The 26,674-nt window shown below is 63.0% G+C and carries 18 protein-coding genes, 1 tRNA gene and 1 pseudogene; 8 read left to right on the top strand and 12 right to left on the bottom strand.

Going from position 1 to position 26,674, the window contains the following annotated elements; all coding sequences use genetic code 11:
* Positions 1-203: 203 nt before the first annotated feature.
* From fdhF to mobB, 7 genes are all read right to left on the bottom strand, one after another.
* Complete coding sequence (gene fdhF / locus ACFQX9_RS18005; protein ID WP_085384379.1) at positions 204-2,972, bottom strand: formate dehydrogenase subunit alpha; 2,769 nt, start codon at positions 2,970-2,972, stop codon at positions 204-206.
* On the bottom strand, positions 2,969-4,678 hold the full coding sequence (locus ACFQX9_RS18000) for an NADH-ubiquinone oxidoreductase-F iron-sulfur binding region domain-containing protein (protein ID WP_018456151.1): 1,710 nt from the start codon (positions 4,676-4,678) through the stop codon (positions 2,969-2,971). Before ACFQX9_RS18000 ends, fdhF begins: the two co-directional genes overlap by 4 nt.
* A gap of 247 nt (positions 4,679-4,925) precedes the next feature.
* The gene (locus ACFQX9_RS17995) at positions 4,926-5,213 is read right to left on the bottom strand and encodes a hypothetical protein (RefSeq protein WP_085384380.1); all 288 of its coding nucleotides are present in this window, start codon (positions 5,211-5,213) and stop codon (positions 4,926-4,928) included.
* A 91-nt stretch (positions 5,214-5,304) separates the two neighbouring features.
* Positions 5,305-6,960: an OFA family MFS transporter gene (locus ACFQX9_RS17990; RefSeq protein WP_018456153.1), complete on the bottom strand. Its 1,656-nt coding sequence runs from the start codon at positions 6,958-6,960 to the stop codon at positions 5,305-5,307.
* Between the two features lie 316 nt (positions 6,961-7,276).
* The gene (locus tag ACFQX9_RS17985) at positions 7,277-7,540 is read right to left on the bottom strand and encodes a sulfurtransferase TusA family protein (RefSeq protein WP_018456154.1); all 264 of its coding nucleotides are present in this window, start codon (positions 7,538-7,540) and stop codon (positions 7,277-7,279) included.
* Between the two features lie 66 nt (positions 7,541-7,606).
* Positions 7,607-8,863 carry a gephyrin-like molybdotransferase Glp gene (gene glp / locus ACFQX9_RS17980; RefSeq protein WP_085384381.1) on the bottom strand — a complete coding sequence of 419 codons (1,257 nt, stop codon included), beginning with the start codon at positions 8,861-8,863 and terminating at the stop codon, positions 7,607-7,609.
* A gap of 9 nt (positions 8,864-8,872) precedes the next feature.
* Entirely contained in the window at positions 8,873-9,400 is a 528-nt protein-coding gene (gene mobB / locus ACFQX9_RS17975; protein ID WP_085350470.1) for a molybdopterin-guanine dinucleotide biosynthesis protein B, read from the bottom strand.
* 207 nt (positions 9,401-9,607) lie between these two features.
* On the opposite strand from mobB, the gene fdhD reads away from it, so the two are divergent.
* Both fdhD and mobA read left to right on the top strand, forming a co-directional pair.
* Complete coding sequence (gene fdhD / locus ACFQX9_RS17970) at positions 9,608-10,498, top strand: formate dehydrogenase accessory sulfurtransferase FdhD (RefSeq protein ID WP_085359762.1); 891 nt, start codon at positions 9,608-9,610, stop codon at positions 10,496-10,498.
* Complete coding sequence (gene mobA, locus ACFQX9_RS17965) at positions 10,485-11,120, top strand: molybdenum cofactor guanylyltransferase MobA (RefSeq protein WP_377789892.1); 636 nt, start codon at positions 10,485-10,487, stop codon at positions 11,118-11,120. The genes fdhD and mobA overlap by 14 nt, the downstream gene beginning before the upstream one ends.
* Before the next feature lie 7 nt (positions 11,121-11,127).
* Here mobA and ACFQX9_RS17960 read toward each other — a convergent pair whose 3' ends face one another.
* Genes ACFQX9_RS17960 through ACFQX9_RS17950 form a run of 3 tightly spaced genes read right to left on the bottom strand, consistent with a single transcriptional unit; the run spans position 11,128 to position 15,084 of the window.
* On the bottom strand, positions 11,128-13,077 hold the full coding sequence (locus ACFQX9_RS17960; protein WP_377789890.1) for a molybdopterin biosynthesis protein: 1,950 nt from the start codon (positions 13,075-13,077) through the stop codon (positions 11,128-11,130).
* 12 nt (positions 13,078-13,089) lie between these two features.
* A complete protein-coding gene (locus tag ACFQX9_RS17955; protein ID WP_377789888.1) occupies positions 13,090-14,196 on the bottom strand; it encodes a molybdopterin-binding protein in 1,107 nt (368 codons plus the stop codon).
* A gap of 54 nt (positions 14,197-14,250) precedes the next feature.
* Positions 14,251-15,084: a substrate-binding domain-containing protein gene (locus ACFQX9_RS17950; protein WP_377789886.1), complete on the bottom strand. Its 834-nt coding sequence runs from the start codon at positions 15,082-15,084 to the stop codon at positions 14,251-14,253.
* 301 nt (positions 15,085-15,385) lie between these two features.
* Between ACFQX9_RS17950 and ACFQX9_RS17945 the strand changes: the two are divergent.
* Both ACFQX9_RS17945 and ACFQX9_RS17940 read left to right on the top strand, forming a co-directional pair.
* Positions 15,386-16,278 (top strand): annotated as a pseudogene (locus ACFQX9_RS17945) (substrate-binding domain-containing protein).
* Positions 16,279-16,377: 99 nt separating this feature from the next.
* Positions 16,378-17,607, top strand: a complete 1,230-nt coding sequence (locus tag ACFQX9_RS17940) for an ABC transporter substrate-binding protein (protein ID WP_018456163.1) — start codon at positions 16,378-16,380, stop codon at positions 17,605-17,607.
* A gap of 184 nt (positions 17,608-17,791) precedes the next feature.
* Here the strand turns inward: ACFQX9_RS17940 and ACFQX9_RS17935 are convergent, their stop codons facing one another.
* Positions 17,792-18,769: a TAXI family TRAP transporter solute-binding subunit gene (locus ACFQX9_RS17935; RefSeq protein ID WP_377789884.1), complete on the bottom strand. Its 978-nt coding sequence runs from the start codon at positions 18,767-18,769 to the stop codon at positions 17,792-17,794.
* 106 nt (positions 18,770-18,875) lie between these two features.
* On the opposite strand from ACFQX9_RS17935, the gene ACFQX9_RS17930 reads away from it, so the two are divergent.
* A complete protein-coding gene (locus ACFQX9_RS17930) occupies positions 18,876-19,850 on the top strand; it encodes a Bug family tripartite tricarboxylate transporter substrate binding protein (protein ID WP_377789883.1) in 975 nt (324 codons plus the stop codon).
* A gap of 380 nt (positions 19,851-20,230) precedes the next feature.
* Positions 20,231-20,306 (top strand) — tRNA-Ile (locus tag ACFQX9_RS17925).
* A gap of 222 nt (positions 20,307-20,528) precedes the next feature.
* Here ACFQX9_RS17925 and ACFQX9_RS17920 read toward each other — a convergent pair.
* The gene (locus tag ACFQX9_RS17920; RefSeq protein ID WP_377789881.1) at positions 20,529-22,817 is read right to left on the bottom strand and encodes a restriction endonuclease; all 2,289 of its coding nucleotides are present in this window, start codon (positions 22,815-22,817) and stop codon (positions 20,529-20,531) included.
* A gap of 425 nt (positions 22,818-23,242) precedes the next feature.
* On the opposite strand from ACFQX9_RS17920, the gene ACFQX9_RS17915 reads away from it, so the two are divergent.
* Both ACFQX9_RS17915 and ACFQX9_RS17910 read left to right on the top strand, forming a co-directional pair.
* Positions 23,243-25,060, top strand: a complete 1,818-nt coding sequence (locus ACFQX9_RS17915; protein WP_377789879.1) for an SIR2 family protein — start codon at positions 23,243-23,245, stop codon at positions 25,058-25,060.
* Positions 25,060-26,511, top strand: coding sequence for a nuclease PIN (locus ACFQX9_RS17910; protein ID WP_377789878.1), 1,452 nt, complete (start codon positions 25,060-25,062; stop codon positions 26,509-26,511). The genes ACFQX9_RS17915 and ACFQX9_RS17910 overlap by 1 nt, the downstream gene beginning before the upstream one ends.
* Positions 26,512-26,674: the final 163 nt, after the last annotated feature.

Genomic DNA, 26,674 nt, shown 5'->3' with positions numbered 1-26,674 from the left:
CGACACGGGTGGACACATGCACCACAGCCTCAGCGTCGTCCCGGCGAAGGCCGGGACCCATAACCACAGGGAGGAGTTTGGAGAAGACTCGTCGTTCGGTACGCCCACCATCCGCTAACGAGACACCTCGCGGTATGGGTCCCGGCCTTCGCCGGGACGACACCGCAGGCATTGTGCCGCCAAATAACCGGCGAGCGCGCAGCCTACTCCGCCGCGTCGCGCATCTCGGCCCGCTCCGCCCTGGCCGCGCAGAACTTGAACTCCGGGATCTTGCCGAACGGATCGAGCGCCGGGTTGGTCAGGAGATTGGCCGCCGCCTCAGCGTAGCAGAACGGCATGAACACCATGTTCTCGGGCACGTCGCGGTCGGAGCGGACCTTGACCTCGACCGCGCCGCGGCGGGTCTCGAGCCGGATGAAATCGCCCGGCGCGAGCTTCTTCCTGTGCATGTCCTTCGGCGACATGAACGCGACCGCCTCGGGCTCGATCTGGTCGAGCACCTGCGCGCGGCGGGTCATCGAGCCGGTGTGCCAATGCTCGAGCACGCGGCCGGTTGAGAGCACCATCGGATATTCGGTGTCGGGGATCTCGTCCGGCGGGATGACGTGAGCCGGAACGATCTTGCCGCGGCCGCTCGCGGTCGGGAAGCCCGTGGTGAAGATAATCTCGTTGCCGGGCACGTCGGGACCGTCGACGGGATAGGTGACCGCGCCCTCCCGGACCAGCCGTTCCCAGGTGATGTTCTTCAGCGACGGCATCAACTCCGCCATCTCGGTGAAGACCTCGCCGGGACCGGCATAATTCCACGGCAACCCCATGCGCTTGCCGATCTCCTGGATGATCCAGAGATCCTGCCGCGCATCGCCCGGCGGCTTGATCACCTGGCGTGCGAGCTGCACGCGGCGATCGGTGTTGGTGAAGGAGCCTTCCTTTTCGGCAAACGCCGAGGCCGGCAGGATGACGTCGGCGTGGAACGCGGTCTCCGTGACGAAGAGATCCTGCACCACGAGATGGTCGAGCATGGCAAGCGCCTGGCGCGCATGCTGGAGATCGGGGTCGGACATCGCTGGGTTTTCGCCCTCGATATACATGCCCTTGATCTCGCCGGCATGGATCGCGTTCATGATCTCGACCACGGTCAGACCGCGCACGGGATCGAGATCCTGGCCCCACAGCTTCTCGAAGGCGCCGCGCATGTCGTCGCGGCCGACCGGCTGATAATCCGGCAGGAACATCGGGATCAGACCGGCATCGGAAGCGCCCTGCACGTTGTTCTGGCCGCGCAGCGGATGCAGGCCGGTGCCGGGACGCCCGACCTGGCCGGTGATCAGCGCCAGCGCAATCAGGCAGCGCGCATTGTCGGTGCCGTGGACATGCTGGCTGATGCCCATGCCCCAGAAGATGATCGACGATTTTGCCCGCGCATAGGTTCGCGCGACCTCGCGCAGGGTCTGCGCCGGGACACCGCAGATCGGCTCCATCTTCTCCGGTGTGAACTCCTTGATCTTCTCCTTGAGCTCCTCGAACCCCTCGGTGTAGCCGGCGATGTACTGATCGTCGGTCAGCCCTTCGGTGATGATCGTGTGGATCATCGCGTTCAGCATGGCGACGTCGGAGCCCGGCTTAAACTGCAGATGCTTGGTCGCATGGCGCGACAGCGTCTGCCGGCGCGGGTCCATGACGAACAGCTTTGCGCCGTTCTGCTTGACCGCGTTCTTGATGAAGGTCGCGGCGACCGGATGATTCACGGTCGGGTTGGCGCCGATCACGATGATGACTTCGGCGTCCATCGCAGCCGAGAACGGCGCCGACACCGCGCCCGAGCTCAGGCCTTCGAACAGCGCCGCGACCGACGAGGCGTGGCACAGACGGGTGCAATGGTCGACATTGTTCGAGCCGAAGCCGGTGCGCACCAGCTTCTGGAACAGATAGGCCTCCTCGTTGGAGCCCTTCGCCGAACCGAAGCCGGCCAGCGCCTTCACGCCCTTCTCGTCGCGGATCTTGACCAGGCCTTTGGCCGCGATGTCGAGCGCTTCTTCCCAGCTCGCTTCGCGGAAATGCGTGAACGGATTGGCCGGATCAACCTGGTCGTTGGAATCCTTCTTCGCGTTGGGCAGCCGCACCAGCGGCTTGGTCAGGCGATGCGGATGATGGATGTAGTCGAAGCCGAAGCGGCCCTTGACGCAAAGGCGGTTGTGATTGGCGGGGCCGTCACGGCCCTCGGCATAGATCACCTTCTCGTCCTTGACCTCATAAGTCACCTGGCAGCCGACGCCGCAGAACGGGCAGAGCGAGTCCACCTTCTTGTCGGCATAGACGACACGGGTCTGCTTCTCGTCCAGCATTACGGCCGGCATCAGGGCCCCGGTCGGACAGGCCTGCACACATTCGCCGCAGGCGACGCAAGTGGACTCGCCCATGGGATCGTCGAAATCGAACACGATTTTCGAGCCGTGGCTGCGATAGGCCATGCCGATGACGTCGTTGACCTGGACCTCGCGGCAGGCGCGCACGCACAGTCCGCACTGGATGCAGGCGTCAAGATTGACGCGCATGGCCGGATGGCTGGCGTCGGTCGCCCAACGCTCGGCGGCGGGGAAGCGACTCTCGGTAACCCCAGTGGTTTCGGCCCAGTGCCAGAATTTGGAGTCCGGATCGTGCGAGGTCTCGCGCGCCGGCTGGTCGGCGACCAGCAGCTCCATGACCATTTTTTGCGCGGAAACCGCGCGCGCGCTCTCGGTCTTCACCTTCATGCCGACCGATGGCGTGCGCTTGCAGGACGCCGCGAGCACGCGCTCGCCCTCGATCTCGACCATGCAGGCGCGGCAATTGCCGTCGGGGCGATAATCCGGCGCGGGCGAGTAGCACAGATGCGGAATCTCGCGACCCTGGCGTTTTGCGACTTGCCAGATCGTCTCGCCTGCATTGGCCTCGACCTGCTTGCCGTCGAGTTCGAACGTAATCTTGGTCATTCGGCCGCTTCCTTGAACTCGTCAGGGAAATATTTAATCACGGTGGCAAGCGGATTCGATGCCGCCTGTCCGAGCCCGCAGATCGAGGCATCGCGCATCGCCTGGCTCAATTCGTCCAGGAGAGCGCGGTTCCAGACCGGTTGCTGCATCAGCAGCGCGGCCTTCTGGGTTCCGACGCGACACGGCGTGCACTGGCCGCAGCTCTCGTCCTCGAAGAACTTCATCAGGTTCAATGCGGCCGCGCGCACGCTGTCCTTTTGCGACAGGATCACGATCGCGGCAGAGCCGATGAAGCAGCCGTATTTTTCAAGCGTGCCGAAATCGAGCGGGATGTCGTCCATCGCCGCCGGCAGGATGCCGCCGGACGCACCACCCGGGAGGTACGCGTAGAACTGATGGCCATCGGCCATGCCGCCGCAATATTCGTCGATCAACTCGCGCACGGTGATGCCAGCAGGCGCGAGCTTCATGCCGGGATTCTTGACGCGGCCCGAAACCGAGAAGCTGCGCAGGCCGTGCCGCTCATGCCGGCCGTGGCCCTTCCACCAGTCGGCGCCCTTCTCGATGATGTCGCGCACCCACCACAAGGTCTCGATATTGTTGATCAACGTCGGCAGGCCGAACAGACCGACTTGGAATGGATAAGGCGGCTTGTGCCTGGGTAAGCCGCGCTTGCCCTCGATGCTTTCCAGCAGCGAGGATTCCTCGCCGCAGATATAGGCGCCAGCGCCGCGGCGCATGTGCAGCGTCGGACCGCCCGGCGGCAGCTTCGCGATCTCACGTTCGAGGATTTCGCGCGAGGCCGGATATTCGTCGCGCAGGTAGATGTAGATATCCGAGGCCTGCACCACATGCGCACCGATCAGCATGCCCTCGAGGAAACGGTGCGGATCGCTCTCGAGATAGACGCGATCCTTGAACGTGCCGGGCTCGCCCTCGTCGCCGTTGATCGCCATCAGGCGCGGGCCGGGTTCACCAAGCACCGCGCGCCATTTACGTCCCGTCGGGAAGCCGGCGCCGCCGAGACCGCGCAACGAGGCGTCGTCGAGCGCCTTCAGCAGGTCGTCCGTCGGTAGTTCGCCCGAGCACAGGCGATTGAGCAGCTTGTAGCCGCCGCCGGCGACATAGGCTTCATAGCCGATATAGTTGGGCAGATGCGCGTGGGTATCGCCAGCCTTCGCCGCCGCCATGACATTGGCCACCGTCGCATGGTCAACAAAGTTGTGTCCGACTTCCGCGGCAGGCGCCGTATCGCAGCGGCCGACGCAGGGCGCACGCACCACGCGGATGCCGGGACCTGACGCGTCTTGCAAATCCGCGAGCAGCTTCTCTCCGCCGAGCATCGCGCAGGTCAGCGAATCGCAGACGCGGATCGTCAGCGGCGCGATATCGGGCTCGCCTTCCTTTACCACGTCGAAATGCGCATAGAAGGTCGCGGTCTCGAACACTTCGGCGAACGCGAGCTTCATCTCGTCGGCGAGCGCGGCGAGATGCGCGGCCGAGATCTGGCGGTACTGATCCTGGATCAGGTGCAGATATTCGATCAACAGGTCGCGACGCCGCGGTCGGTCGCCGAGCAACTGCGCGATCTCATGAGAGGCGGTGGGATCGACCTGCCGTCCCTTGGGTGTGGATTTGGCGCGCTTCCGTCCCTGGCCGGGATGTTCGAACTCGCGAACCTTGTGAACGTCGTCGTTGCTGCTCATGGAGACGTCGCGTTCTCTTCAAATGCGTGATGAGTTTGGACCGGACCGCCAAGGCGATCAGTCTTCATTTCCCGACTCGATCAAACGGAACCACCGGTTCCTGCGTCCCGCCGATCAAGCCAAATTCGACGCAACTCTAATCTCTGGTATGCCAGATGCAAGAGAATTTAGAGCGTCTCTAGAATGATTTAGGAGGCAGGCGGTCGCCGCCGTGCCCTTTTGCGCAAGCGTCGGATGGAACCCGATCTCAAGTCTTGCTCATGCACTCTTCAATGTAGAACCAGCGATCGTCGCCGGCGAGGCCCTTGGACTTCACGTCGGCGCGGCAGGCTTTCAGCTTCGGCTTGTTGGTTGCCCATTTCGCCTTCATGTCTTTCAGCTTCTGCATGGTGAGCTTCATCTTGCCAGGTTTGGCTTGCGTCGCTGCAGCAGGCGCCGCCGGCGGCGTCGCCTTCTGCGCGGATGCGGCATGAAGGCCAGCGACGAGCAACACGGCCGCGAGGCAAATTCGAAGGCAAATTCGGGTGCGAATCATTTCAATCCCCCTAAGTCCCATTTCTGATGATGTCCGAAAGGCCAACGAAGCGGGACGCCTGATGAGCATCCCGCTTCTGTCTCGACGACGGTCAGAAGATCTTGACCGCGCTCTCCAATGTCTTCCAAACACCCCAAAGCAGGGGGACGCCGACGAACGCCCAGAACAGCGCCGCCTTGGCGTCAAGCCCGCCAAATCCGATGCCGTAGGAGCCGTGCGGCCCCGCGGCGGCGGCGCTGGCGCTTGCAGCCTGCAACTTGGCGACATCGGCGTCCTTCATGTGCCACTTCGAATCGACCGGCTTGATCAGATAGTTGCAGATCAAGCCCGCAATCAGCATCGCACAGAGGATGTACATAGTCGTGTTGTAGAGCTGATCGCGCGGCACGCCTGCCGCGAGCTGGAACTCGCGGATGTAGTTGACGACGACGGGACCGATGATGCCTGCGGTGGACCACGCCGTCAGCAGCCGGCCATGGATGGCGCCGACGAACTGGGTTCCGAACATGTCGGCGAGGTAAGCCGGCACGGTGGCGAAGCCGCCGCCATACATCGATAGGATGATGCCGAAGCCAAGCACGAACAGGAGCTTCGAACCCATCGCCGCAAAGGTCGGCGCCAGCGCGTAGAGCACGATGCCCAGGATGAAGAACGTATAGTAGGTGTTCTTGCGCCCGATCTTGTCCGACAGCGATGCCCAGAAGAAGCGGCCGCCGATGTTGAACAGCGACAACAATCCGGCGAATCCCGCGGCGATCGCGGCGATCTGCGCCTTCTGTCCCGCATCGAGCGCGTTGAAGCCCACCTCCGGCAGGCCGATCAGCTTGCCGGCGAAGATCTCCTGTAGCATCGGCGATGCCATGCCGATCACACCGATGCCGGCCGACACGTTCAGGCACAGCACCCACCAGATCAGCCAGAATTGCGGCGTCTTGTGCGCGTCGTTGAGATGGACGTTGGCCTTCGAGATCATCGCGTTGGCCTTCGACGGCGCGGTCCAGCCCTCGGGCTGCCAGCCGGGCGGCGGCAAGCGATAGCGGAACGCGCCGATCATCATGAACACGAAGTAGATGACGCCCATCGTGACGAAGGTCTCCCAGACGCCGACCGAGGTCGGGGTCTTGAAGTAGTTCATCAAGAGGTTAGCCAGCGGCGCGCCGATCATGGCGCCGCCGCCGAAACCCATGATGGCCATGCCGGTCGCCATGCCGCGACGGTCCGGGAACCACTTCACGAGCGTCGAGACCGGCGAGATATAGCCAAGACCGAGACCGATGCCGCCGATCACGCCCGAACCCAGCCACAACAGCCAGAGCTGATGGGTGTATACCCCGATCGCACCGAGGAAGAGGCCGCCGCACCAGCACAAGGCCGAGACGAAGCCGGCCTTGCGCGGGCCTACGCGCTCCAGCCAGCCGCCCCAGACCGCAGCCGCGATACCGAGCAGCACGAAAAAGAGCGTGTACATCCACCCCATGCTGGCGACCTTCCAGTCGCAGCTGGTCGTGAACAGCTCCTGAAACAGTGACATGTCCGCGCACGCCTTCGGCGCGGTAACTCCGATCGCGCGCGACAGCGGCAACCAGAACACCGAGAAGCCGTAGGCCATGCCGATACAGAGATGGATGCACAGCGCAGCCGGCGGCACCAGCCAGCGATTGAACCCGGCGGTCGCGATGGTCCGCTCGCGATCCAGAAAACCTGCGCCGGCACCCGAAAGTGTTCCAGCGCTCTCGATGGTAGACATGCATTCCTCCCCTAAAGCCGCCCTTCTGAACGGCCTGCCACGACGGTCCTGTTCCTCAGCCTGCAGCGCAGCCTTTGTCCCTGCTGCTCCACAATGATCGACGCGCGCCAGGATCGTCACGCGCATCCGAGACGTTAAACCCCTAACCGTGGGGACTATGCCCGACGCCACGGCCGGGCTTCTTTCGACGGCCCATTTGCTCCGCATATCGCAGGCACGACTCGACCTCCGCGTCTCGGCGGAGGACGTCAATTGGGGCAGAAGTGATGATCGATGTCGATAGACAAAAGGTAGGTATCAACCGAGTGACCGCGAGCTAAGTGGGCGGCGCACCATTGATATTTTCTATCGATCGATCGGCCTTCTCAATCAAGAACACGATGCGCGCGTCGTTGCGCTCGGTGATCTCCACCGTGTCGCCGGTCTCCCGGATCAGGTTCGGAATGTCAATCACCGACAGCGGATCGGTGCAGTACACTTCGAGCTGATCCCCCGGATGCAACGGCTTCAGCGCTTTGCGCGTCTTCAGGGCGGGCAGCGGGCATTTCAGTCCGGTGAGATCGAGCGTCGTTCTGGTCATCGGCGCAACATGGCGGGAGCGACCGATGGCGTCAACGCCGAGCCAGCACCAGCATCACGTTCAGACTCAGAGCAAATCGGCATAGGACAGGAAACCCACGCTCTGCCCCGGCTCGACACGCGTGACCTCCTCATCGAGCTCGATGAGGCCGTCGGTGTCGACCAGAGAGGACAACAGCCCAGCCCCCTCGCGTGGAAACTTGATTGCCTCGAGTGCGCCGTCCTGCGTGCGCCGCAAGGAGGCGCGAACATATTCGCGTCGGCCCGCCTTCTTCTTGTAGGTGAATGCCGCACGCACCGGGATCGGCAACAGCGGCGCCGGCAGGCTGCCCGCAAGCGCCAGCACCGTCGGCCGCACCACATGCACAAAGGTGACGAAACTCGCGACGGGATTGCCCGGCAGTCCGATCAGCGGCGTGCCCGCAATGATGCCCATCGCCACGGGCCGTCCCGGCTTGATCGCCATCCGCCACAACACCAGCGAGCCGATGCTTTCGACCGCGGCCTTGACGTGGTCCTCCTCTCCGGTCGAGACGCCGCCGGTGGTGAGGATCAGATCGTGCGTGCCTGCAACTTGCTTGAGGCCATTCGCAAGCGAGGTACGTTCGTCGCGCAAAATGCCGAGATCGCTGACCTCGCAGCCGAGCCGGCGCAGCATCGCCATCAGCATGAAGCGGTTGGAATCGAACAGCTGCGAGGCCGCGCGCGGCTCGCCGGGCGAGGTCAATTCGTCACCGGTCGAGAACACCGCGACACGTATGCGCCTGACGACGTCGAGCCCGACCAGGCCGAACGCCGCCGCGAGCGCGACATGTTGCGGCAGCAAGCGCTGGCCTGCGCGCAGCGCGATGTGGCCCTGGGGGATGTCCTCTCCCGCAGGGCGGACATTCGCGCCCGGCTTCAGCCCCGGCGGCAGCACGATTCGGCCGGCATCGTCTACGCGCACGTCTTCCTGCATGAAGACGGTTTCGGCATCCGGCGGCATCGGCGCGCCGGTGAAGATGCGCGCGGTATGGTCGGCCTTGATCGGCGCCAGTGCCAGACCGCCGGCCTGGATGCGGCCGTCGAGCGGGAGTGCCCGCTCGGCGCTGTCCGGAAGATCGGCGTTGCGCACGGCGTAGCCGTCAACAGCGGAATTGGTGAAGGGGGGCAACGGCAGCGGCGCCGCGATATCGCGGGCCAGCACCCGCCCATCAGCATCGATGAGTGTCACGGTTTCGAGATCGACAATCGCGTTGACGCGCGTCGTGATCAGGCCAACGGCTTCGGCGACCGACATCATCGGTCCGCCGAAGGCAAAACAATCGTCCGACAATTGCGCCATGGTGCCTCGTCAGCGCATCGCAGCGCTTTTCGCGACCGCTTCCTCGACCGGCATCGCCGCGCGCAGCAGCAATTCCGCGGCGGCGGCGATATCGTCGAGATGGACGGTCGGCAGTCGTGTTTCAATGGCGACATCGGCCGCGATCCCGTAAATTCCGGGATCATCGGGAAACAGCAACGGTTTGTCGTTGGCCGCGCGATGCACCTCGATCTTGCGATGCGGCTCGCGCTTGAAACCCTCGACCACGACGAGGTCGACGGCTGACAATTTGCTCAACAGTTCCGGCAGTCGCGGCTCCGCCGCCCCGCGCAATTCGTGCATCAGCGCCCAGCGATTTGACGAAGCAACCAGCACCTCGGCCGCGCCGGCCTCACGATGGCGCCAGGAGTCCTTGCCGGGAACGTCGACGTCGAACTGGTGATGCGCATGCTTGATGACCGAGACGCGCAAGCCAAGCGCATTGAAATGCGGGATCAGCCGCGTCAACAGCGTGGTCTTGCCCGCACCGCTCCAGCCCGCAAGGCCGATGACTTTCATTCCAGCTCCGTCTCCGCGAGCGACCAGGTCCCTGATGGAACCACTCTCTCCTCCGTCATTGCGAGCGCAGCGAAGCATCTAGGAATGGATCCACAGCGGCAGCCCGGATTGCTTCGCTTCGCTCGCAATGACGAAAAGGCTGCATTTCGTTCTGTCGCTAGCATGCTTATATCGGCTTGACCCGAATGTCATGCTAACGTCGCGGCCATGATGAAGATCGACAAAGCCCCAGTGCCCCTGATCGTCCCTGATACCGACGACCCGCGCCTCACCGAGAGCGTGACCGGGACCGACCAGTCCGGCGCCAGAATCGAGATCAAGGTGCCGGTGGAGCGCCCGCTGACGCTCTACCTGAATTCGCAGGAGATCGTCACCATGATGACGATCGGCGACTATCCGGAATATCTGGCGCTGGGCTATTTGCTCAACCAGAACATGCTGAAGTATAATGACGCGGTCACCGAGGTCGAATACGACGACGACCTCCAGGTGGTGGTGGTGCGCACCGAGCATCACACCAATTTCGAAGCCAAGCTGAAGAAGCGCACGCAGACATCGGGCTGCGCGCAGGGCACCGCCTTCGGCGATCTGCTGGAGGCGGTCGAGAGCGTGGCGTTGCCGAAGGCGGAGCTGCGTACGTCCTGGCTGTACCAGATGACTCAGACCATCAACACCATGCCCTCGCTCTATCTGGAAGCCGGTGCGATCCACGGCTGCGTGCTGTGCAGGGAGGGGGAGCCGCTCTGCTACACCGAGGATGTCGGCCGTCACAACGCCGTCGACAAGATCGCGGGCTGGATGTACCGCCACGGCGTCGATGCATCCGACAAGATCCTCTATACCACGGGACGGCTCACCTCTGAGATGGTGATCAAGACGGTCCGCATGGGAATTCCGATTTTGGTGTCGCGCTCCGGCTTCACCGCCTGGGGCGTCGATCTCGCCCGGCAGGTGGGCTTGACGCTGGTCGGCCGCGCGCGCGGCAAACGCTTCATCGCGTTGTCGGGGGAAGAGCGCATCGTCTACGACCAGAACCTCGCTTACGTCGAGGAGGAAGCGGCCAAGCACAAGCGCAAGGGTGAAGGTGGTGACGATTAGCTTTCCGACCACGCAAGGCGTGCTGCTCGCCGGTGGCCTCGCGCGGCGCATGGGCGGCGGCGACAAGCCGATGCGCACCATTGGCGGCCGCACCATTCTGGAACGCGTGATCGCGCGCCTATCACCCCAATGCAGCGGGCTGATCCTCAATGCCAACGGCGATCCCGCCCGCTTCGCCACTTTCGGTTTGCAGGTCGTCGCCGATGACGTGCCCGGCTTTCCCGGTCCGCTCGCCGGCATCCTTGCCGCGCTCGACTGGACCGCGGCGAACCGGCGTGAGGTGGAATGGGTGCTCAGTGCCGCCGGCGACTGTCCATTCCTGCCGCGCGATCTGGTCGCGCGCTTGCATGACGAACGCATCGCGGCGAATGCCGAGCTCGCCGTTGCGGCGTCGGGCGGCCAGTCGCATCCGGTGATAGGCTTGTGGCGCGTTGGCTTGCGAGACGAACTGCGTCACGCGCTGGTGGTCGAGGATCTCCGCAAGATCGACCGCTGGACCGCGCGTTATCCGCTCGCGACCGTGACGTGGCCGACCGAACCGCTCGATCCGTTCTTCAATGCCAATACGGTCGAGGATATCGCGGAAGCCGAGCGGCTGGCCGCACTGGATGCGGCGTCCTAACCAAGCTCTACGCCGGCCGGAATCCGGCCCGCTCCAGCGCGGCACGCGCTTCGTCCGAGCCGAGCGCATCGAGAAAGGCCCGCACCGCCGGACGCTGCTTGCGCGCCGTCACCAACGCGAAGTCATAATGCTCCTCCGCGAGCGGAATGAAACCGAGGCCGACCGCCTTGGCGACCGGCGCAATGGTCATGCCCCAGTCGGCGCGATGCTGCGCGACCGCCGCGGCCACCGCGTTGTGCGAGCGTGGCTGGTTCCAGTAGCCTTCCGGGCGCGCACCACCGAGCAAGCGATCGATCAGGATGCGCGTGCCGGCGCCCTGGTTGCGGTTGACCATGATGCAGGAGGGATCAGCGAGCGCCGCGACGACGGCGTCCTTCGCGCTGTGGCCTTCGAAACGCTTGTCGCCCTTGCGGAACACGATGCCCTGCATCCGTCGCCAGCCCGGCACGAGTTCGAGACCTTCGACGAGGTAAGGCGCATTGTAGGTCTCGCTCTTGTCGTCGAACAGATGGATTGGCGCCAGATCGCATTCGCCGCGCCGCGCCGCCGCAAGTCCACCGAGACTGCCGACCGCGATCGAGCGCACGGTCAGCCCGGCATGCGCGAGTTGCGCCGTGACGAGATCGAGGCCGGCGCAATGACTGCCGACGATGACGAGATCGGGCACCCGCACATGCGGCGTGAACAGCGTCACCTCGGCTTCGGTCCCGGCCGGCATCTGGTCGGCGAGTGCGTCGATGCGCAGAAAACCGTCGGCCTGCGCGAACGACGTGATCGCACCGGACCCCTTGCCGGAGGGATAAGCGATCAAGCCGTCCTTGCCTTCGACCAGCGAGACCATGACGAATTCGGTGCGGCCGAGCTCGGAAGCAATGCGCACCGGCACGGTCGCGTTCACCTTGGCATCGGAGCGCGGCGGCAGTCCGGCCATTTTGCGCAGCACCGGTACGATCATGTCGTGAAAGGTGAACATCGCCGAGGTCGGAAAACCGGGAAGGATCACCACCGGCTTGCCGTCGCACACCGCAAGACACAGCGGCTTGCCGGGCTTGAGCGCAATGCCATGCGCGATGATGCCGGGCTGGCCGAGCCGGCCGATGATGCGATGAGACAGATCGCCCGCGCCTTTCGACGTGCCGCCGGAGAGCACTAGCATGTCGGCGTCCGCCAGCGCACGCCGCATGGCGGCTTCGAGCTGAGCTTCGTCGTCGGGAATGGCGGCGAGGAAAACCGCCTCTCCGCCGTTCTCGTCGATCGCAGCAGTGACGATCGCGCCGTTGGTATCGTAAATCGCAGCAGGCGCGAGCACCTCGCCGGGCTGAACCAGTTCGTCGCCGGTGGAGATCACGGCCACGCGAGGTTTGCGCACGACGCTCACCTCGGCAAGACCGCAAGCCGCCAGCATGCCCACCTCGCGCGAGCCCACGATCGTGCCGGCGCGCAGCAGCGCCTCGCCGCGCGCGATATCGGATCCTGCGTAGGATATGAATTGCCCGGGCGAGGCGGCGCGACGGACGTCGATGGTGGCCGATCCCGCCGGCTGGGTATGCTCGACCATGACCACGGCATCGGCACCGCGCGGCAGCGGACCGCCGGTGGCAATCGGCGTTGCCGTTCCCGCCGCCACTTGCAGCGCGGGTACGGTGCCGCAGTGAATAGTCTCGCCATTCAGCCCGAGGCGAACTTGCGCACCTTCGCCGGCTGTCGCAAGGTCCGCTGAGCGCACCGCGAAGCCGTCGACGTTGGAACGGTCGAACGGTGGCACGTCGATTGGCGCAGTGATGTCTTCAGCAAGCGACGCGCCGAGCGCTGCTGCGAGCTTGCGTCTTTCGCTTGGGATCGCGCGAGGGAACAGCGCAGCCTCGAAGCGTGCCAGGGCCTCCTCGCGGGAAACGATTTTCAGGAACTGTTCCTGTTCGAGTGCGCTGCGGACTTGCGATTGCGGGATCATGGTCATGCTAAACCCATATCATTCCCGCATCAGATAGGCATCGACCGGCGCGCCTGCTGCAAATCCCTCGTGGCCGGCGGGAACAAGCAGCCATGCATCAGCACGGGCCATTGCCTGGAGCGGCCATTCTCCTACCGCAAGCGGCACCCACGCATGATGTTCCTCGGCCAGCAGGACCATTTCGGCGATGCCGACGCTGGATGCAATCTTTCGCGCGAGCGGCAAGACTATCTGTCGGCGCGGCTGCCGCGCCGACAGAAGGTCGACGAGCGGCAGCACGAGCGCGAGCCAGACCGCGAGCGCATGGTCCGGCGATCCGGGCAAGCCGACGACAGGAATGGTTCCCAGCCGCCCGATCGCGGCGGTGCCTCCGGGCTGGAGCGCAAGACCATGGGCAATCACGTCACCACCCTGGGCCAGCGCCGTGACCGCGGCATCCTTGCGACCGACGCCGCTGCCGCCGATCGTCAGCAGGAGATCGCAGGTAGGCGTCCCCAACGTCTCCGCGATCGATCCCGCGTCTCGCGCGCCGGCCTCGCTCGTCTGCACATCCAGTCCAGCGGCGCGAGCAATGTCCGCGATCAAATGCATGGTCAGCGTTGCACCTGATACATTGACAATGCGCAGCCGCGGACGGCGCACGCTCAGCCGGTCCAGCCCGGCGGCGCGCGCGAGCAAAAGAGCGGCAGGACCGACCGGATACCCCTCTGCGGCGGCAGGCGTTCGTCCGTCGATGTCGCTTCCTGCGCGCCTGACGCCCTGCCCCGGCACGCCCTCCGCCAACACCTGGGCGAGCGGACCAGACACCTCGACTGAATCGGCATCGAGCACACAGTCGCATCCCGCCGGCATCGCGTCGCCGGCATCGACCCAGGCGGGCGCTGTCGGCAGCGGCAGCGGTGAATAGGAGGACGCGCCGACCAGATCATTGGCGCATAACGCCCAGCCGTCCGCGGCAGCGACGTCACAGGATGGTCGAGGCGCGAGCAGCGGATTGCCCGCGGCGATGCAGCCGGCCGCTTCGCTCAGCGGCAACTCCACCGGCGTGAGCGGATCAAGCCCCTTCAGCAACGCGGCGAGCGCGGTGTCGAGTGGCGTCAGCGATGGCGGCAGGCGCTGGGTCATGCGCCATGATGGACCATGCATCGCCCGGTTTGGCAACCGCTGGCGACACGAACGTCAGCCGCCCGATTTGTCCGCATTGGGGAAGAACAGCTGTTGTTCGTCGACCTTGTATCCGGCGATCGCCGCCTGCCCGTCCGGCGAGATCAGCCAGTCGACGAAGTCTTGCCCCAATTCCTTCTTGACGTTCGGAAACTTCGCGGGGTTCACCAGCATCACGCCGTACTGATTGAGCAGCCGCTTGTCGCCTTCGACGACGATGTCGAGATCGCCGCGATCCCGAAAAGCGATCCAGCTGCCACGGTCGGACAGCACATAGGCGTTCGCCGTGCGCGCTGCGTCGAGGGCTGAGGCCATGTCCTGCTTGGCTTCGCGATACCAGGCGCCCTTGGTGCGGGCGATGTCGATGCCGGCGACGATCCAGAGCGCGAGCTCCGCGGCATGGGTGCCCGAGCGGTCGCCGCGCGTCACGAACGGTACGCCCTTGGCCTCGATCGCCTTCAGCGCGGTCGCGATGTCCTTGCCCTTCACGCCGGCGGGATCGCTCTTCGGCCCGATCAGCACATAGTCGTTGTACATCACGTCGAAGCGCTTCACGGCAAAACCGTCGGCGACGAATTTCTCCTCCTGCGGCCGTGCATGCATCAGCACGACGTCGACTTCGCCCCTTCGTGCCCCCTCGAGCACCTCGTCGGCGCGCCGCGCGATCACCGTCACCTCGATGCCGGTCTTCTCACGGAAGATCGGCAGCAGATAGTCGAGCAGGCCGGACTCCTGCGTCGCTGTGGTCGTGGCCATGACGATGGCGCGGTCTTCCGCGGATGACGCCGCAACGCTCGCGGCGAGGCCGCAGAGAAGCGCGAATGCAACGGAGAGGCGGCGGACGGCCATGATCGGGTTCCCACTGGCTATGACGCGATCATGATGATGATCGATTGCGCCGCACTCGTGACGTGTTTGCACATTGCGCCCGCAGTGTCGGGAAATTCCGGCAATGCGCCGCGCGCGAAGACCGCAAGATCCGCACCACGCGAGCGATTCAGGATCGTTCACCAAGGCAGAGATCGCGCGTGGGGATGTGTTGCAAAGCAGCGAGATGATCGGGCATGGTCGTGGCGGACAAAACTTGAAATGCAGAATTCCATCTGCGTCGAACGTCAAAAAGAAGCAAGAATTTGCATAGGAATGCAGGATGGAATTCCTGACGACCAGCGAAGCCGCCGACTATCTTCGGCTCGGCGAACGCAAGCTTTACGAACTCGTCACCACCGGTGCGATCCCCTGCACCAAGGTGACCGGAAAATGGCTCTTCCCGCGGCACGAACTCGACCTCTGGGTGCTGTCCGGACTGGCGCGCCCGGCCGGCATGCTGATCGCGGAGCCGCCGCCGGTCGTCGGCGGCAGCCAGGACGAGCTTCTAGATTGGAGTCTGCGCGAATCCGTCTCGGGCCTGGGCTCGATGAGCGAGGGCAGCGCACGCGGGCTCGAGCGCTTACAGCGCGACGAGGTGATGGCCGTGGCAATGCACTTCCACAGCGTCGACGCCGACGGCAATCTTGCCGCCGAGGCCAATGCGACGGTCCTGCGAGACGCTCCGGACCTGCATGATGCATTGCTGGTCGCGTTCGCGCGCCGCGAGCAGGGTCTCGTGCTGCCGCCGGGCAATCCCAAGCGGCTGCGCGGCCTTTCCGACGTGCTCGCGCTCGGGGCCAGGATGGCGATGCGACAGCAGGCACGGGCGCGCAGATGCTGCTCGATGTGCTGCTGAAGCGCGCCGGCGCCTCGACGCGCGATTTGCGCCGGATCGAGATGCCGGCCCTGACCGGGCCGGATCTCGCCGAGATCGTTCGCGCGGGACAGGCCGATTGCGGCATCGCGACGCGTGCGTCCGCGCGCTCGGCCGGCCTCGATTTCGTGCCGCTGGTCTGGGAGAACTTCGACCTCGCGATGCGGCAGCGCAGCTATTTCCGCCCCGCTATGCAGGGCCTGATCCGGTTCCTCGGCGAAAAGCGGTTGCTCCAGCGCGCCGAGGAGCTGACCGGCTACGATCCCTCCCCGGCCGGACAAATCCGCTTCGCCGCCTGACGTTGACGCCCGCCCCCAAATAGTTGCAAAAGAAACCAATTCAGCCGGGCCATACCCGGGGGTACACCGGCCAACGCGCCGGATCAGGGGAGGACAAATATGAAGCCAACGAGATTTGGACTGCCGGTCGCTGCCGGCTTTGCAGCGACGTTCCTGGCGGCGACGCTGCTGCCGGGCGCCGCAATGGCGCAGGTGTCCGACGACGTCGTCAAGATCGGCGTGCTCACCGACATGAACGGTCCGGCCTCGGCGCCGACCGGCCAGGGTTCGGTGACGGCGGCGCAGATGGCGATCGACGATTTCGGCGGCACCGTGCTCGGCAAGCCGATCAGCATCGTCGTCGGCGACCACCAGCTCAAGGCCGATATCGGCGGCGCCATCGCGCGGCGCTGGTACGACGTCGACCAGGTCGATCTGATCGTCGACGTACCGGTCTCCGCGGTCGGGCTCGCGGTGCAGAACATGGCCAACGAGAAGAAGCGGCTGTTCATCACCCACTCCACCGGCACCGCCGATTTCCACGGCAAGTTCTGCTCGCCCTATGCGATCCAGTGGGTGTTCGACACCCGCGCGCTCGCGGTCGGCACCGCGGACGCGGTGGTCAAGCGCGGCGGCGACAGCTGGTTCTTCATCACCGACGATTATGCCTTCGGCCATTCGCTGGAGCGCGACGCCTCGGCGGTCGTGACCGCCAATGGCGGCAAGGTGCTGGGCTCGGTGAAGCCGCCGCTGGCGACGCCCGACCTCTCCTCCTTCGTGCTGCAAGCGCAGGCCTCCAAGGCCAAGATCATCGGCATTGCGGCGGGTCCGCCCAACAACATGAACGAGATCAAGACCGGCTCCGAGTTCGGCGTGTTCAAGGGCGGCCAGCAGATGGCGGCGCTGCTGGCGCTGATCACCGACATCCACGGTCTGGGCCTGCAGGCCGCCCAGGGGCTATTGCTGACGACGTCGTTCTACTGGGACCTGGACGACAAGACCCGCGAATGGTCGAAGCGCTACTTCGCCAAGATGAACAAGATGCCGTCGATGTGGCAGGCCGGCGTCTATTCGAGCGTGATGCACTATCTCAACGCCATCAAGGACACCGGCACCGACGATCCGCTCAAGGTGGCCGCCAAGATGCGGGAAAAGCCGATCGAGGATTTCTTCGCCCGCAACGGCCGCTTACGCGAAGACAATCTGATGGTGCACGATCTGTGGCTGGTGCAGGTGAAGACGCCGGAGGAAAGCAAATATCCGTGGGACTATTACAAGATCCTCACCACGATCTCGGGCGACAAGGCGTTCGGCCCGCCGGACCCGGCCTGCGCGATGGTGAAGAAGTGAGGGTGTAGCGAAGCCGCAGCGGCGGTGCACCCTCTCCCCTTGCGGGAGAGGGTGGATTCGCGAAGCGAAGCCGGGTGAGGGGTCGTCTCCGCGAGTCCAACTCGCTGTTGAGTTCGCGGAGAGATACCCCTCATCCGGCGCTTCGCGCCACCTTCTCCCACAGGGGGAGAAGGAAGGAAGCGCCCTACTTCACTACCCCGATCTCGCGAAAGTACTTCATCACGCCGGGATGGATCAGCTCGGGCTTCGGCGCGGCGGCGACGGTGTTCGCGGCCGTAGTCTCGCAGGCTTGCGCGAGCTGCTTGCAGAAGGTCGGCTCGACACCGTGAAGCGTCTTCGCCAGGCGATAGGCGACATCGTCAGGCAAATCTTCGCGTGTCAGCACAAAGCTCCAGGAGCCGAGCGAGGCGATCGGCTCGGACTGGTTCGGGTAGCTGCCGGCCGGCACGGTGAGCGGCTTCAGGAAGGCATGCTTGGCGCGGATGCGCGCGATCTCCTCGGCACTGGGCGCGATGAAGCGCGCGCCTGATACGCTCGAGGCCACCACCGCGAAGCCGGGCCAGCCGATGCCGGCGCCCCAGAGTGCTGCGACGCGGCCATCCTCGACCATCGCGGGGCCGTCGCCGGCGCGGTCGAGATAGATCGCCTTGAAGTCCTCGTCCTGCTTCAACCCGAGACCATCGAGCACATAGCGCGCCAGGATCGGCAGGCCGGAGCCCTTGGCGCCGAACGCGACGGGCTGACCGACCAGATCGCGAATGGTCTTGTACGGACTGTCCGCGCGCACCACGAACATGCCGGGGTTGGAATAGATCGCCGTGAGGATCTTCAACCGTACCGGCGCGCGGCCGATGCCGGCGAAGGCTTCATAGGCCGGCTCGCCCGCGACCAGGGCGAGATCGAGCGCGCCCTTCTCCAAGAGCGGAATGTTCTCGTTGCTGCCCTTGGTGTTGCGCGGGGCGATGATCACTTGCGGATCGGCCGCGTTCATCACTTGCGCAAAGGCGTTGCCATAGAGCGGAAAACCGCCGCCGGGCGTCGCGGTGCCCAAGCTGATCGTCAGGCTGGGTGTGTTGGTCGGAATGGCGTTGGCTCCGGTTTGAGCGGCGGCGGGGCTTGAAAGCAGCGCCGCGCCGAGCAGGAAAACAAAAGCGAATCTCATGGTCGGTCCCGGCGGGGGCGCGTCAACATCGACTTGCGGCGATGTAGGCAGCGCCCCGATTTTGTGAAAGCATGCAGCCCAACGACAATAGAACATGGGAGGCGTCATGTTGCGAATTTTGCGTAACAGTGTTTTCGGGCTGGTTTTCCTTTCAACGCTGTTGGGCGCCGCACCTCCCGCCTCCGCCGCTTATCCCGACCGTCCCGTGCACTGGATCATCGGCTTCTCCGCCGGCGGCCCGGTCGACATCGTGGCGCGGATCATGGCGCAGTGGCTGACCGACCGCTTCGGCCAGCAATTCATCGTCGAGAACCGCACCGGCTCGGGCGGCAACATCGCGGCCGCTGCTGCGATCGCCTCGCCGCCGGACGGCTACACGCTGCTGTTCGTCGCGCCCAACAACGCGATCTCGACCTCGCTCTACAAGAAGCTGCCGTTCGACTTCCTGCGCGACACCGTGCCGGTGGCCAGCATCATGCAGCTCACCAACATGCTGGTCGTCTCCAACGCCTTTCCCGCGAAGACGGTTCAGGAGTTCATCGACTACTGCAAGGCCAATCCCGGCAAGATCTCCTTTGCCTCGTCCGGCAACGGCACCTCGGTGCACATGTCGGCGGAGCTGTTCAAGGTGATGAGCAAGTGCGACATGGTGCACGTGCCCTATCGGGGATCTGCGATCGCGTTCCCCGACATCATCTCCAACAAGGTGCAGCTGATCTTCGACAACCTCCCCTCCGCGATGGAGCAGGCCAAGGGCGGCAATGTCCGCGCGCTCGGCGTGACCTCGCCGCAGCGCTGGCCGAGCGTGCCCGACGTGCCCGCGATCGCCGAGACGTTGCCCGGCTTCGAATCGGTCGGCTTCTACGGCATCTCCGCGCCGAAGGGCACGCCGCAGGACGTGATCGAGATCCTCAACAAGGCCGTCAACGAGGCGCTGAAGGACCCGAAGCTGGTCGCGCGCCTCACCGAGACCGGCGGCATCCCCAAGCCGATGACGCCGGCCGAGTTCGGCAAGCTCGTCACCGACGAGACCGAGAAGTGGCGCAAGGTGGTGGAGTTCGCCGGCGTGTCGGTGGACTAGGCCTGCGGAACTGCCGCGCGCCTGCAGCGCGCCAACGCGACATCGGAGGGGATCGGAAGACCCCTCTCCAACAAAATGTGCGAAAACAACCCCATGCACAGTAGAAAGATCTTGGCATTACAAGGGGTTACAGAATCGAAAACCGAGCCCCCTGGCGCGATTGCCAGAGGGCGGGGACGAAGGCTCGGCGAGATGGGCTTGCGCCGTCGGGCAAAACAGGACTATAAGGGCATCATCGCCAATTTCGGTTATTCAAAAATCCCAAGGCTTGCCGCGCCAACGTTTGCAACCGCCGGCGCCAGCATTGCACCCCCGCCTCCGTCCCTGTAAACGAACCGCGCACCGTTGCCGGCCGCAGCTTTCGCGGCCGTCTCGCGGCGGGGCCTGTAGCTCAATGGTTAGAGCCGGCCGCTCATAACGGTCTGGTTGCAGGTTCGAGTCCTGCCGGGCCCACCAGCAAATGTTGGACGCCATGGAAGTTTGGACTTGCGCCACCCAGGCTGGACTCCGCGCCATGTATGTCTGGACGGGTGGAGCAAGTACCCTGCCTCCACTAGTGCGTTTATGGTTAGAACTAGCCGCCCATAACAGCGGCGTTGCGGTTCGATTTCACGCATCCGTCGACGAAACATTATTCATGTGAGCCGGATGTGGCTTCCGACCACGCGTGGTGAGAATCTAGTCTGCCCTGTCGCTTCGGAGCGAACCGAACATGTCGCGGACGCTGTCCTCGGAATGGCCGGACTCTCTCTGGCGATCACGATACTCGTCCATCATCTGGTCAGCTCGCTGCTCTTCGTAATCCGTGTACTCAGCGTATACTTCTTCCAGCCTCTCCAATTCCGGACTAACGTCCACGCCAAGGGTCGACGCGAATAGCTCATAGGCACCTCGAAGGCCGTTGAAGTCGTCCTCTTTGCGGCATTCGTCGATATCAGAGGCGATCTCGTGTCTTGAGTTCTCGAACGCTGCCCGTAGCACAGCTAGGTTCGCCGCGCTTCTAGGTTCTTCGAGGTCGAGCACGCTGACAATTTCACTGAGCTCAACGGACCTGCAGGAAACCTGCGCCTGCTTTAAGAGCTGTTCAATTAGCTCGTGCTTCAACGTTGGAGATTGTAGTGGTGCCCACGAGACGCGCTCAAGTGCGCGGAGAGCTTCGACACCATCGATGATCGACATTTCACGGTCGCGCCAACTTGAGGACATATCACCCCCAAGCGACTTGGCGAGATCTAGCATATCCTTAGTTTTCATCGCATCTGCGAGAGGGACGATTGCGGCGAAGCGCGTTTCTTCCGTCCACTCTATCAGGAAGGTCCCATTCTGCAATTCGACCAGCCGATGCGATCTCGATGTAGCGTTTCGTATAGCAGCGGCAATGGATTCGCCGCCTTGGACGAGGGCTGCTCTAACCCCTTTGACGCCACGTTTGCTTATATTCCAGACTCGTTCGATTTGGCTGAAATCTACGGCGCCAACGACTAGGTCGACTGCGTTTTCCGGCGCCCTGCGAATGACTGCGTTGACCAAGTCGATGACCGAGGGATCAAGAACTTCGAAGGCGTTACCACCCGTCGGCCGGAGGAACGCGTTAGCGAGTTCGGCCATCGCGGTAGCCCAGTCTTCCGGCTTTCGTTGGAAGCCCCACCGCTTTGCACGTGCGTCGTGGAGCTTTTTGAAGGTCGGCTGGAGGACTACGCCCTCCGCCTTGCCGCCGAGGCTGTAAAGTGTCAGCAACAGGGAGCGACCAGCGTCGCTAAGTTGATGGTCGTAGGCATGCAACCAGACCTCAGAGGGGTCCTTGAGCAAATTGCGAACAAAATCTCGGTACTCCCCCGGCGAAATAGCCTGAATTCGGCTGAAGCTCGACAGCCATTCGATCAAACGCGGATTAAACTTTGGGTGCCGGACGACTTCGAGATAAAAGTCGGATCGCAATAGAGCATCCTTGTAAGCGCCAGGCAGCTCGCTGAAATAGAGGTGATTGTACAGGATTTGAGCCTTCTGGGCGAAGCTGTAGTCTCCAATTTGCAGGACGACTTTGTGGCCGTTGAGGCCGACTTGACGGAGTCGTTCCGACGCGGCGACGGCTTGCCCAAAGATGTGCTCGCGAGTGGTTAGCACCAGGCGGGCCTTCGGTGAGGCCCTAACCATTTCGATGAAGTCGGAAATGGCGCGGTCTTCGTTGCGAAGCAAACCGGATGTGCGATCGCCGAGGAAGGTTGCGCCCATAAAATCGTCAAAATAAAAAATCTGTGACTTACCACGCTGAAAGAGTTTCTGTCCTTCGGCAAGATCGCGGCGGATCACCACCGGCTCCCAACCGCGTTCAAGGTGCTTGTAAAGCAGCATGTTAGCCAGAGTCGTCTTTCCAACGCCGGGCGCCCCAGAGATGATAACCACTCTGCTCCGGTCGAGGATATCGAGGGCGTTCGGATACGCGTCACTCTGCACGTTGCGCCGGATGGTGGCGTGAACCTTTTCGATCTGAAACTCAGTCTGAGTTAGGACATCGCTGTGCAGCACACGGTCGAGGACCGCACGGCTAGCGAGCCAAAGCTTGTAGTGCCTCTGCTCAACCTCGCGATGCCTCCCGAGCAAGTTGTTCAAGTCGTCCCGACCGAGTACGTCGCTACTGGCCAGTCCACCGCCAAGGACCGCGGCGATTGCTTGCTTGTTGGCAGGCGAGAGGGACACAGAGGTTACGAGTACATAGCGAGTCGGCTTTAGCGCTGGGATCTTGCCTGCCTCGGCCTTGAGATCGCGTAGGAGGCCGGCCAGTCCGGTCCGGACATAGTGTTTCACCTGAACCACAAGATTATGTCCCCCACGGGCATATCGCAGGTCAACACCGCCATCGCGGCCGGTCTTGAAACTCTCAAGCACAACGTCCCAGTCTGCCTGGAGGAGATCCCGAACCAAGATTTCAAGGTCGTGAGGCGATAGTTGCTGAAAGTCGTACTGCATAGGGGAGGTACTCCAACGAGTATCCATTTGAACGTCACGGAAGGAAGCGCCGCTGCAAGCGCTCAACACCAGACCGCTAATCGACGCCTGCAATGAAAATAGCAAGCACACGGCTTAGCGAGAACATCGCCATACAGGCCCCCTGGCAGCCCCGACGAGTTCTTCACCGTCATTTTCTGCTATATTGCTCTGAGAGTCGTTATTGTGCAATGCAACGTAAGGTCGACGGCTGGTGACGCCTCTTTTTTCTCTCTAAACCAATAGAACGAGCCGGAATGCTCTGGCTACGGTCCCCGACTTTACGGGACGAGACCGCGCCCAAATATTGCCTTCTCAGTATCTGTCAAAGGAATAAGATCATCAGCTCTATTCCGACTATGTCCGCCGCGCAGTTCGCGACCGCCTTCGCTCTCAGGCCAAACCTTGTGGCGTGGTTTCTCGGCGCCGGCGCATCGGCCGCATCAGGAATACCGACCGGCTACGCGATGATCCGCGATTTCAAGGCGCAGATCTTTTGTCGCCAGAACGGCATCTCGAAACGAGAAATCGACACTGCCGATCCCATCTGGATCGAAAGGATCGACGCATTCTTCCAGCGGACATCGATCCTGCCGCCAAATGGCGATCCGACCGAATATGCAGCCGCCTTCGAAGCGGTTTACCCGCAGCCTAGACATCGCCGGCAGTATATTGACGACGCGATTTCTAAGGGCAAGCCCTGTTTCGGGCACACGGTTCTCGGAAGCCTTATCGCGAACGGGAAGGTCAATTGCGTTTTCACCACAAATTTCGACCCGCTGATTGAAGAGTCCGCTCTGTCGGCAAATGCCATTTTGGCAGTCGCCGATCAAGTTCGTCCAACCGTTGCTGCGATCGACTCTTCCGACCGCGCGATGCGTTGCCTGAACGAATCCGACTGGCCACTGGTCGCAAAGCTTCACGGGGATTACCAGTCGGTCTCTATCAAGAATACGGGATCAGAACTCGAGCAGCAGGACATCCGAATGCAGCACGTGCTGGTAGAAGCCGGCAAGCGCTTTGGTATGATATTTGTCGGGTATAGCGGACGAGATGCCTCGATCATGGAGGCGATGAACTCGATACTCGCCGATCAATCGCCGTTTCCGAACGGCTTGTATTGGGTCACCTCCTCGGCGTCGCGGCTGTTGGCGGGGGCGAAGGAATTCCTTGAAAAGGCGAAGCTTGCAGGCGTCGACGTTGCGATCGTCGAGTGCACCACCTTTGATGAGTTGTCCGCAGAAGTAGTCAAAACGGTCGCCCTTCCGACGATCCTGCTCGATCGGGTGATGCTCGGCCGTGCTGCGCCGCGGCTAGTGCCCGTGAAGCTACCGACTGCCGAAGCACGTTCTTTCCCTGTCCTGCGGTATTCTGCTCTTCTGATCGAAGCAATGCCGCGCAGTGCCAGGCGAATGACGCTCGCGGCACCCACGACGTCTAGCGCGGTTAGGGAGTTGCTCAAGGAACAAAACTGCAAGGCAACTATCGCGGCGAACGGGCGCGAGCTAGCTGTCTTCGGTAGAGATCAGGATATCTTGGACGCTCTAGCATCGCTCGGCGCGAAGTTAGGGGGAGATGTGGTACTGGACCCTATCGCCGATAGCTGGGCACTGGGACTCCTCTACGACGCGCTCGTAAAAGGCCTGGCGCGACGGCGGCCGCTTATTCCCAGGTACAGGCGCTCTGGTCATTCATTAGTTGTTGCGGCGCCTCGTGATGGTGAAGATCCCGAGCGCGCACGCCAAAACGGGCTGGTGCTTAAGAGGCTGCGAGATGCCTACGGAAGTGCATTGACCGGGACCGTACCGAAGCTCGGATTTCCCTATCAGGAAGGCGTCTTCCTGAAGTTAGACCAAGTCGACGGGCGCTGGTGGTGCGGTTTCGAGCCTTTCACCTTCGTGCAGGTTCCGAAGCAAAATCTTCGCCTAAGCGACGATGCGGGCGATCCGAGCGCGGTCGACCCAGATCCAATGGGCACTCCGCCGGATCGCGGGGGCGATCCTGTAGGCGACTGGCGCCGAGAACGGTGGGCGCAGCGCTACAACAGAAACTGGGCAGGCATCATAGATGCCTGGGCGCAGCTTCTTACCAATGCCGGGGACAAGAAAAAACGTGCCTTCGGGCTCGAGGAGGGCACAGGGGTCGACGCGGTGTTCGAAGTCGCACCGGTCACCGGCTTCAGTCGGCCGGGCCATCACCACATCTATTTCGATAGGACGAAGTGATGAGCAATCCTGCCTTCGTGACGAAGCTTCCGCCATTCACGCTTCTGGACGAACCTCTTCTGGCATTCTCGCCCTCCGACCCCGCGCAGGTTGATGTCCACCCGCTCAGGGGCCTAGTAAATTTCGGTCCTTATTCGAAAGGATCGTTCGGAGGATATACGTCGCGCATACGAATCGCGACGGTAGGTCCGGAGAGCGCTTTCAAGCGTCGAGGCGAGCTCATGCTGTCGCTTCGTGAACCCCACCACCCTTCAGATCGTTCTGAATATGTTCCGGAGTATCCAGGCTTCGAGACGCTCTTCCAGGTCGCACTTGAGGCCGCGCCGCGCGACGCGCACGTCAAATGGCCCGATCTTCTGCACCTGCTGCCAGGCGAGGGCGACCCGCAAGCAAGGCTTTTTCTTGCAATGGAGGCCGCGCTCCGACGGCTTGATACGGTGCGAAGCGCGTTTGACGTCGTGCTCGTCCATTTTCCCGACAGCTGGAATCCTGCTACGCGCGGCAAGTTCTTCGATGCGCATGATGCGCTCAAGGCCCTTGGCGCGAAATACAATATCCCCACTCAGGTGCTCAACGATCGAGCGTTCACCTTCGCCCATAAGGCCTCTCTTGCGTGGCGCCTAGCGACTGCATTGTATGTGAAGGCCGCGGGCACACCCTGGAAACTGGCACCGCTAAAAGGTGTACCAACAGATACCGCCTATATCGGGCTCGCTTATGCGCTCCGCGGTGATCAGCGAGACGCGCACTATGTGACGTGCTGCTCACAAGTTTTCGACATGGATGGCGGCGGCATGCAGTTTGTCGCCTTCGAGGCGCGCGACCCGGTCGCCGACGTTGCCGAGGCTCGTAGAAATCCGTTTCTGAGCCGTGACGACATGCGAGCGGTACTCGCCCGCAGTCTCGAGCTTTATCAAGGCCGCAATGGCGGCAACCTTCCTAAGCGGATGGTCATCCACAAGACTACCGCCTTTAAGGACGGCGAAATCGAAGGGGCGTTCGATGCACTATCCGGCGTACCGGAGATCGAGTGCATCGAGATCAGTTCGGCATCCTGCTGGCGTGGAGTTTGGTTGATCAAATCTGGCCAGCGGACCCCTCCCACAAGGCCGTCCGGCTATCCCGTGCCGCGAGGAACGATGGTAGTGAGATCGGGCAACTCCGCGCTCATATGGGTGGCGGGAAATGCTCCCGAGGTCTCGACCAAGGGCGACTATTATCAGGGGAAGAAGAGCATTCCGCGCCCGCTGCAGCTCATTCGTCATGCCGGCAGTGGCCCTCTTGAGCTAAGCGCTCATGAGGCGCTGGCGCTGACCAAGATGGATTGGAACAACGATGCACTCTACGACCCCGTACCAGTGAGCATCCGCTACTCCCAAAAGCTGGCAAGGACGATTGCGAACGTCGCGGACTTGCCAAGAAATGTGTATCCGTATCGCCTCTTCATGTGAGACCAATTAATAGGCCAAGAGAGCGGGCGCCCACCCTAAGACTTCCGCTTTGCGCATCCTGATACGGTCCTTCGCGCGTCGACGCGAGGAGCAACAGGAGTTGGAGATCAAATCAGAGCAGGCGTTCGAGTTCCTGATCTAGGTGACAGTGCAGTCATGAGTA

This window comes from Bradyrhizobium sp. GCM10028915 (assembly GCF_042666195.1).
Lineage (GTDB): Bacteria > Pseudomonadota > Alphaproteobacteria > Rhizobiales > Xanthobacteraceae > Bradyrhizobium > Bradyrhizobium canariense_D.
The sequence above is the reverse complement of the archived record's forward strand: the minus strand, read 5'-3'. Positions and strand labels throughout refer to the sequence as shown.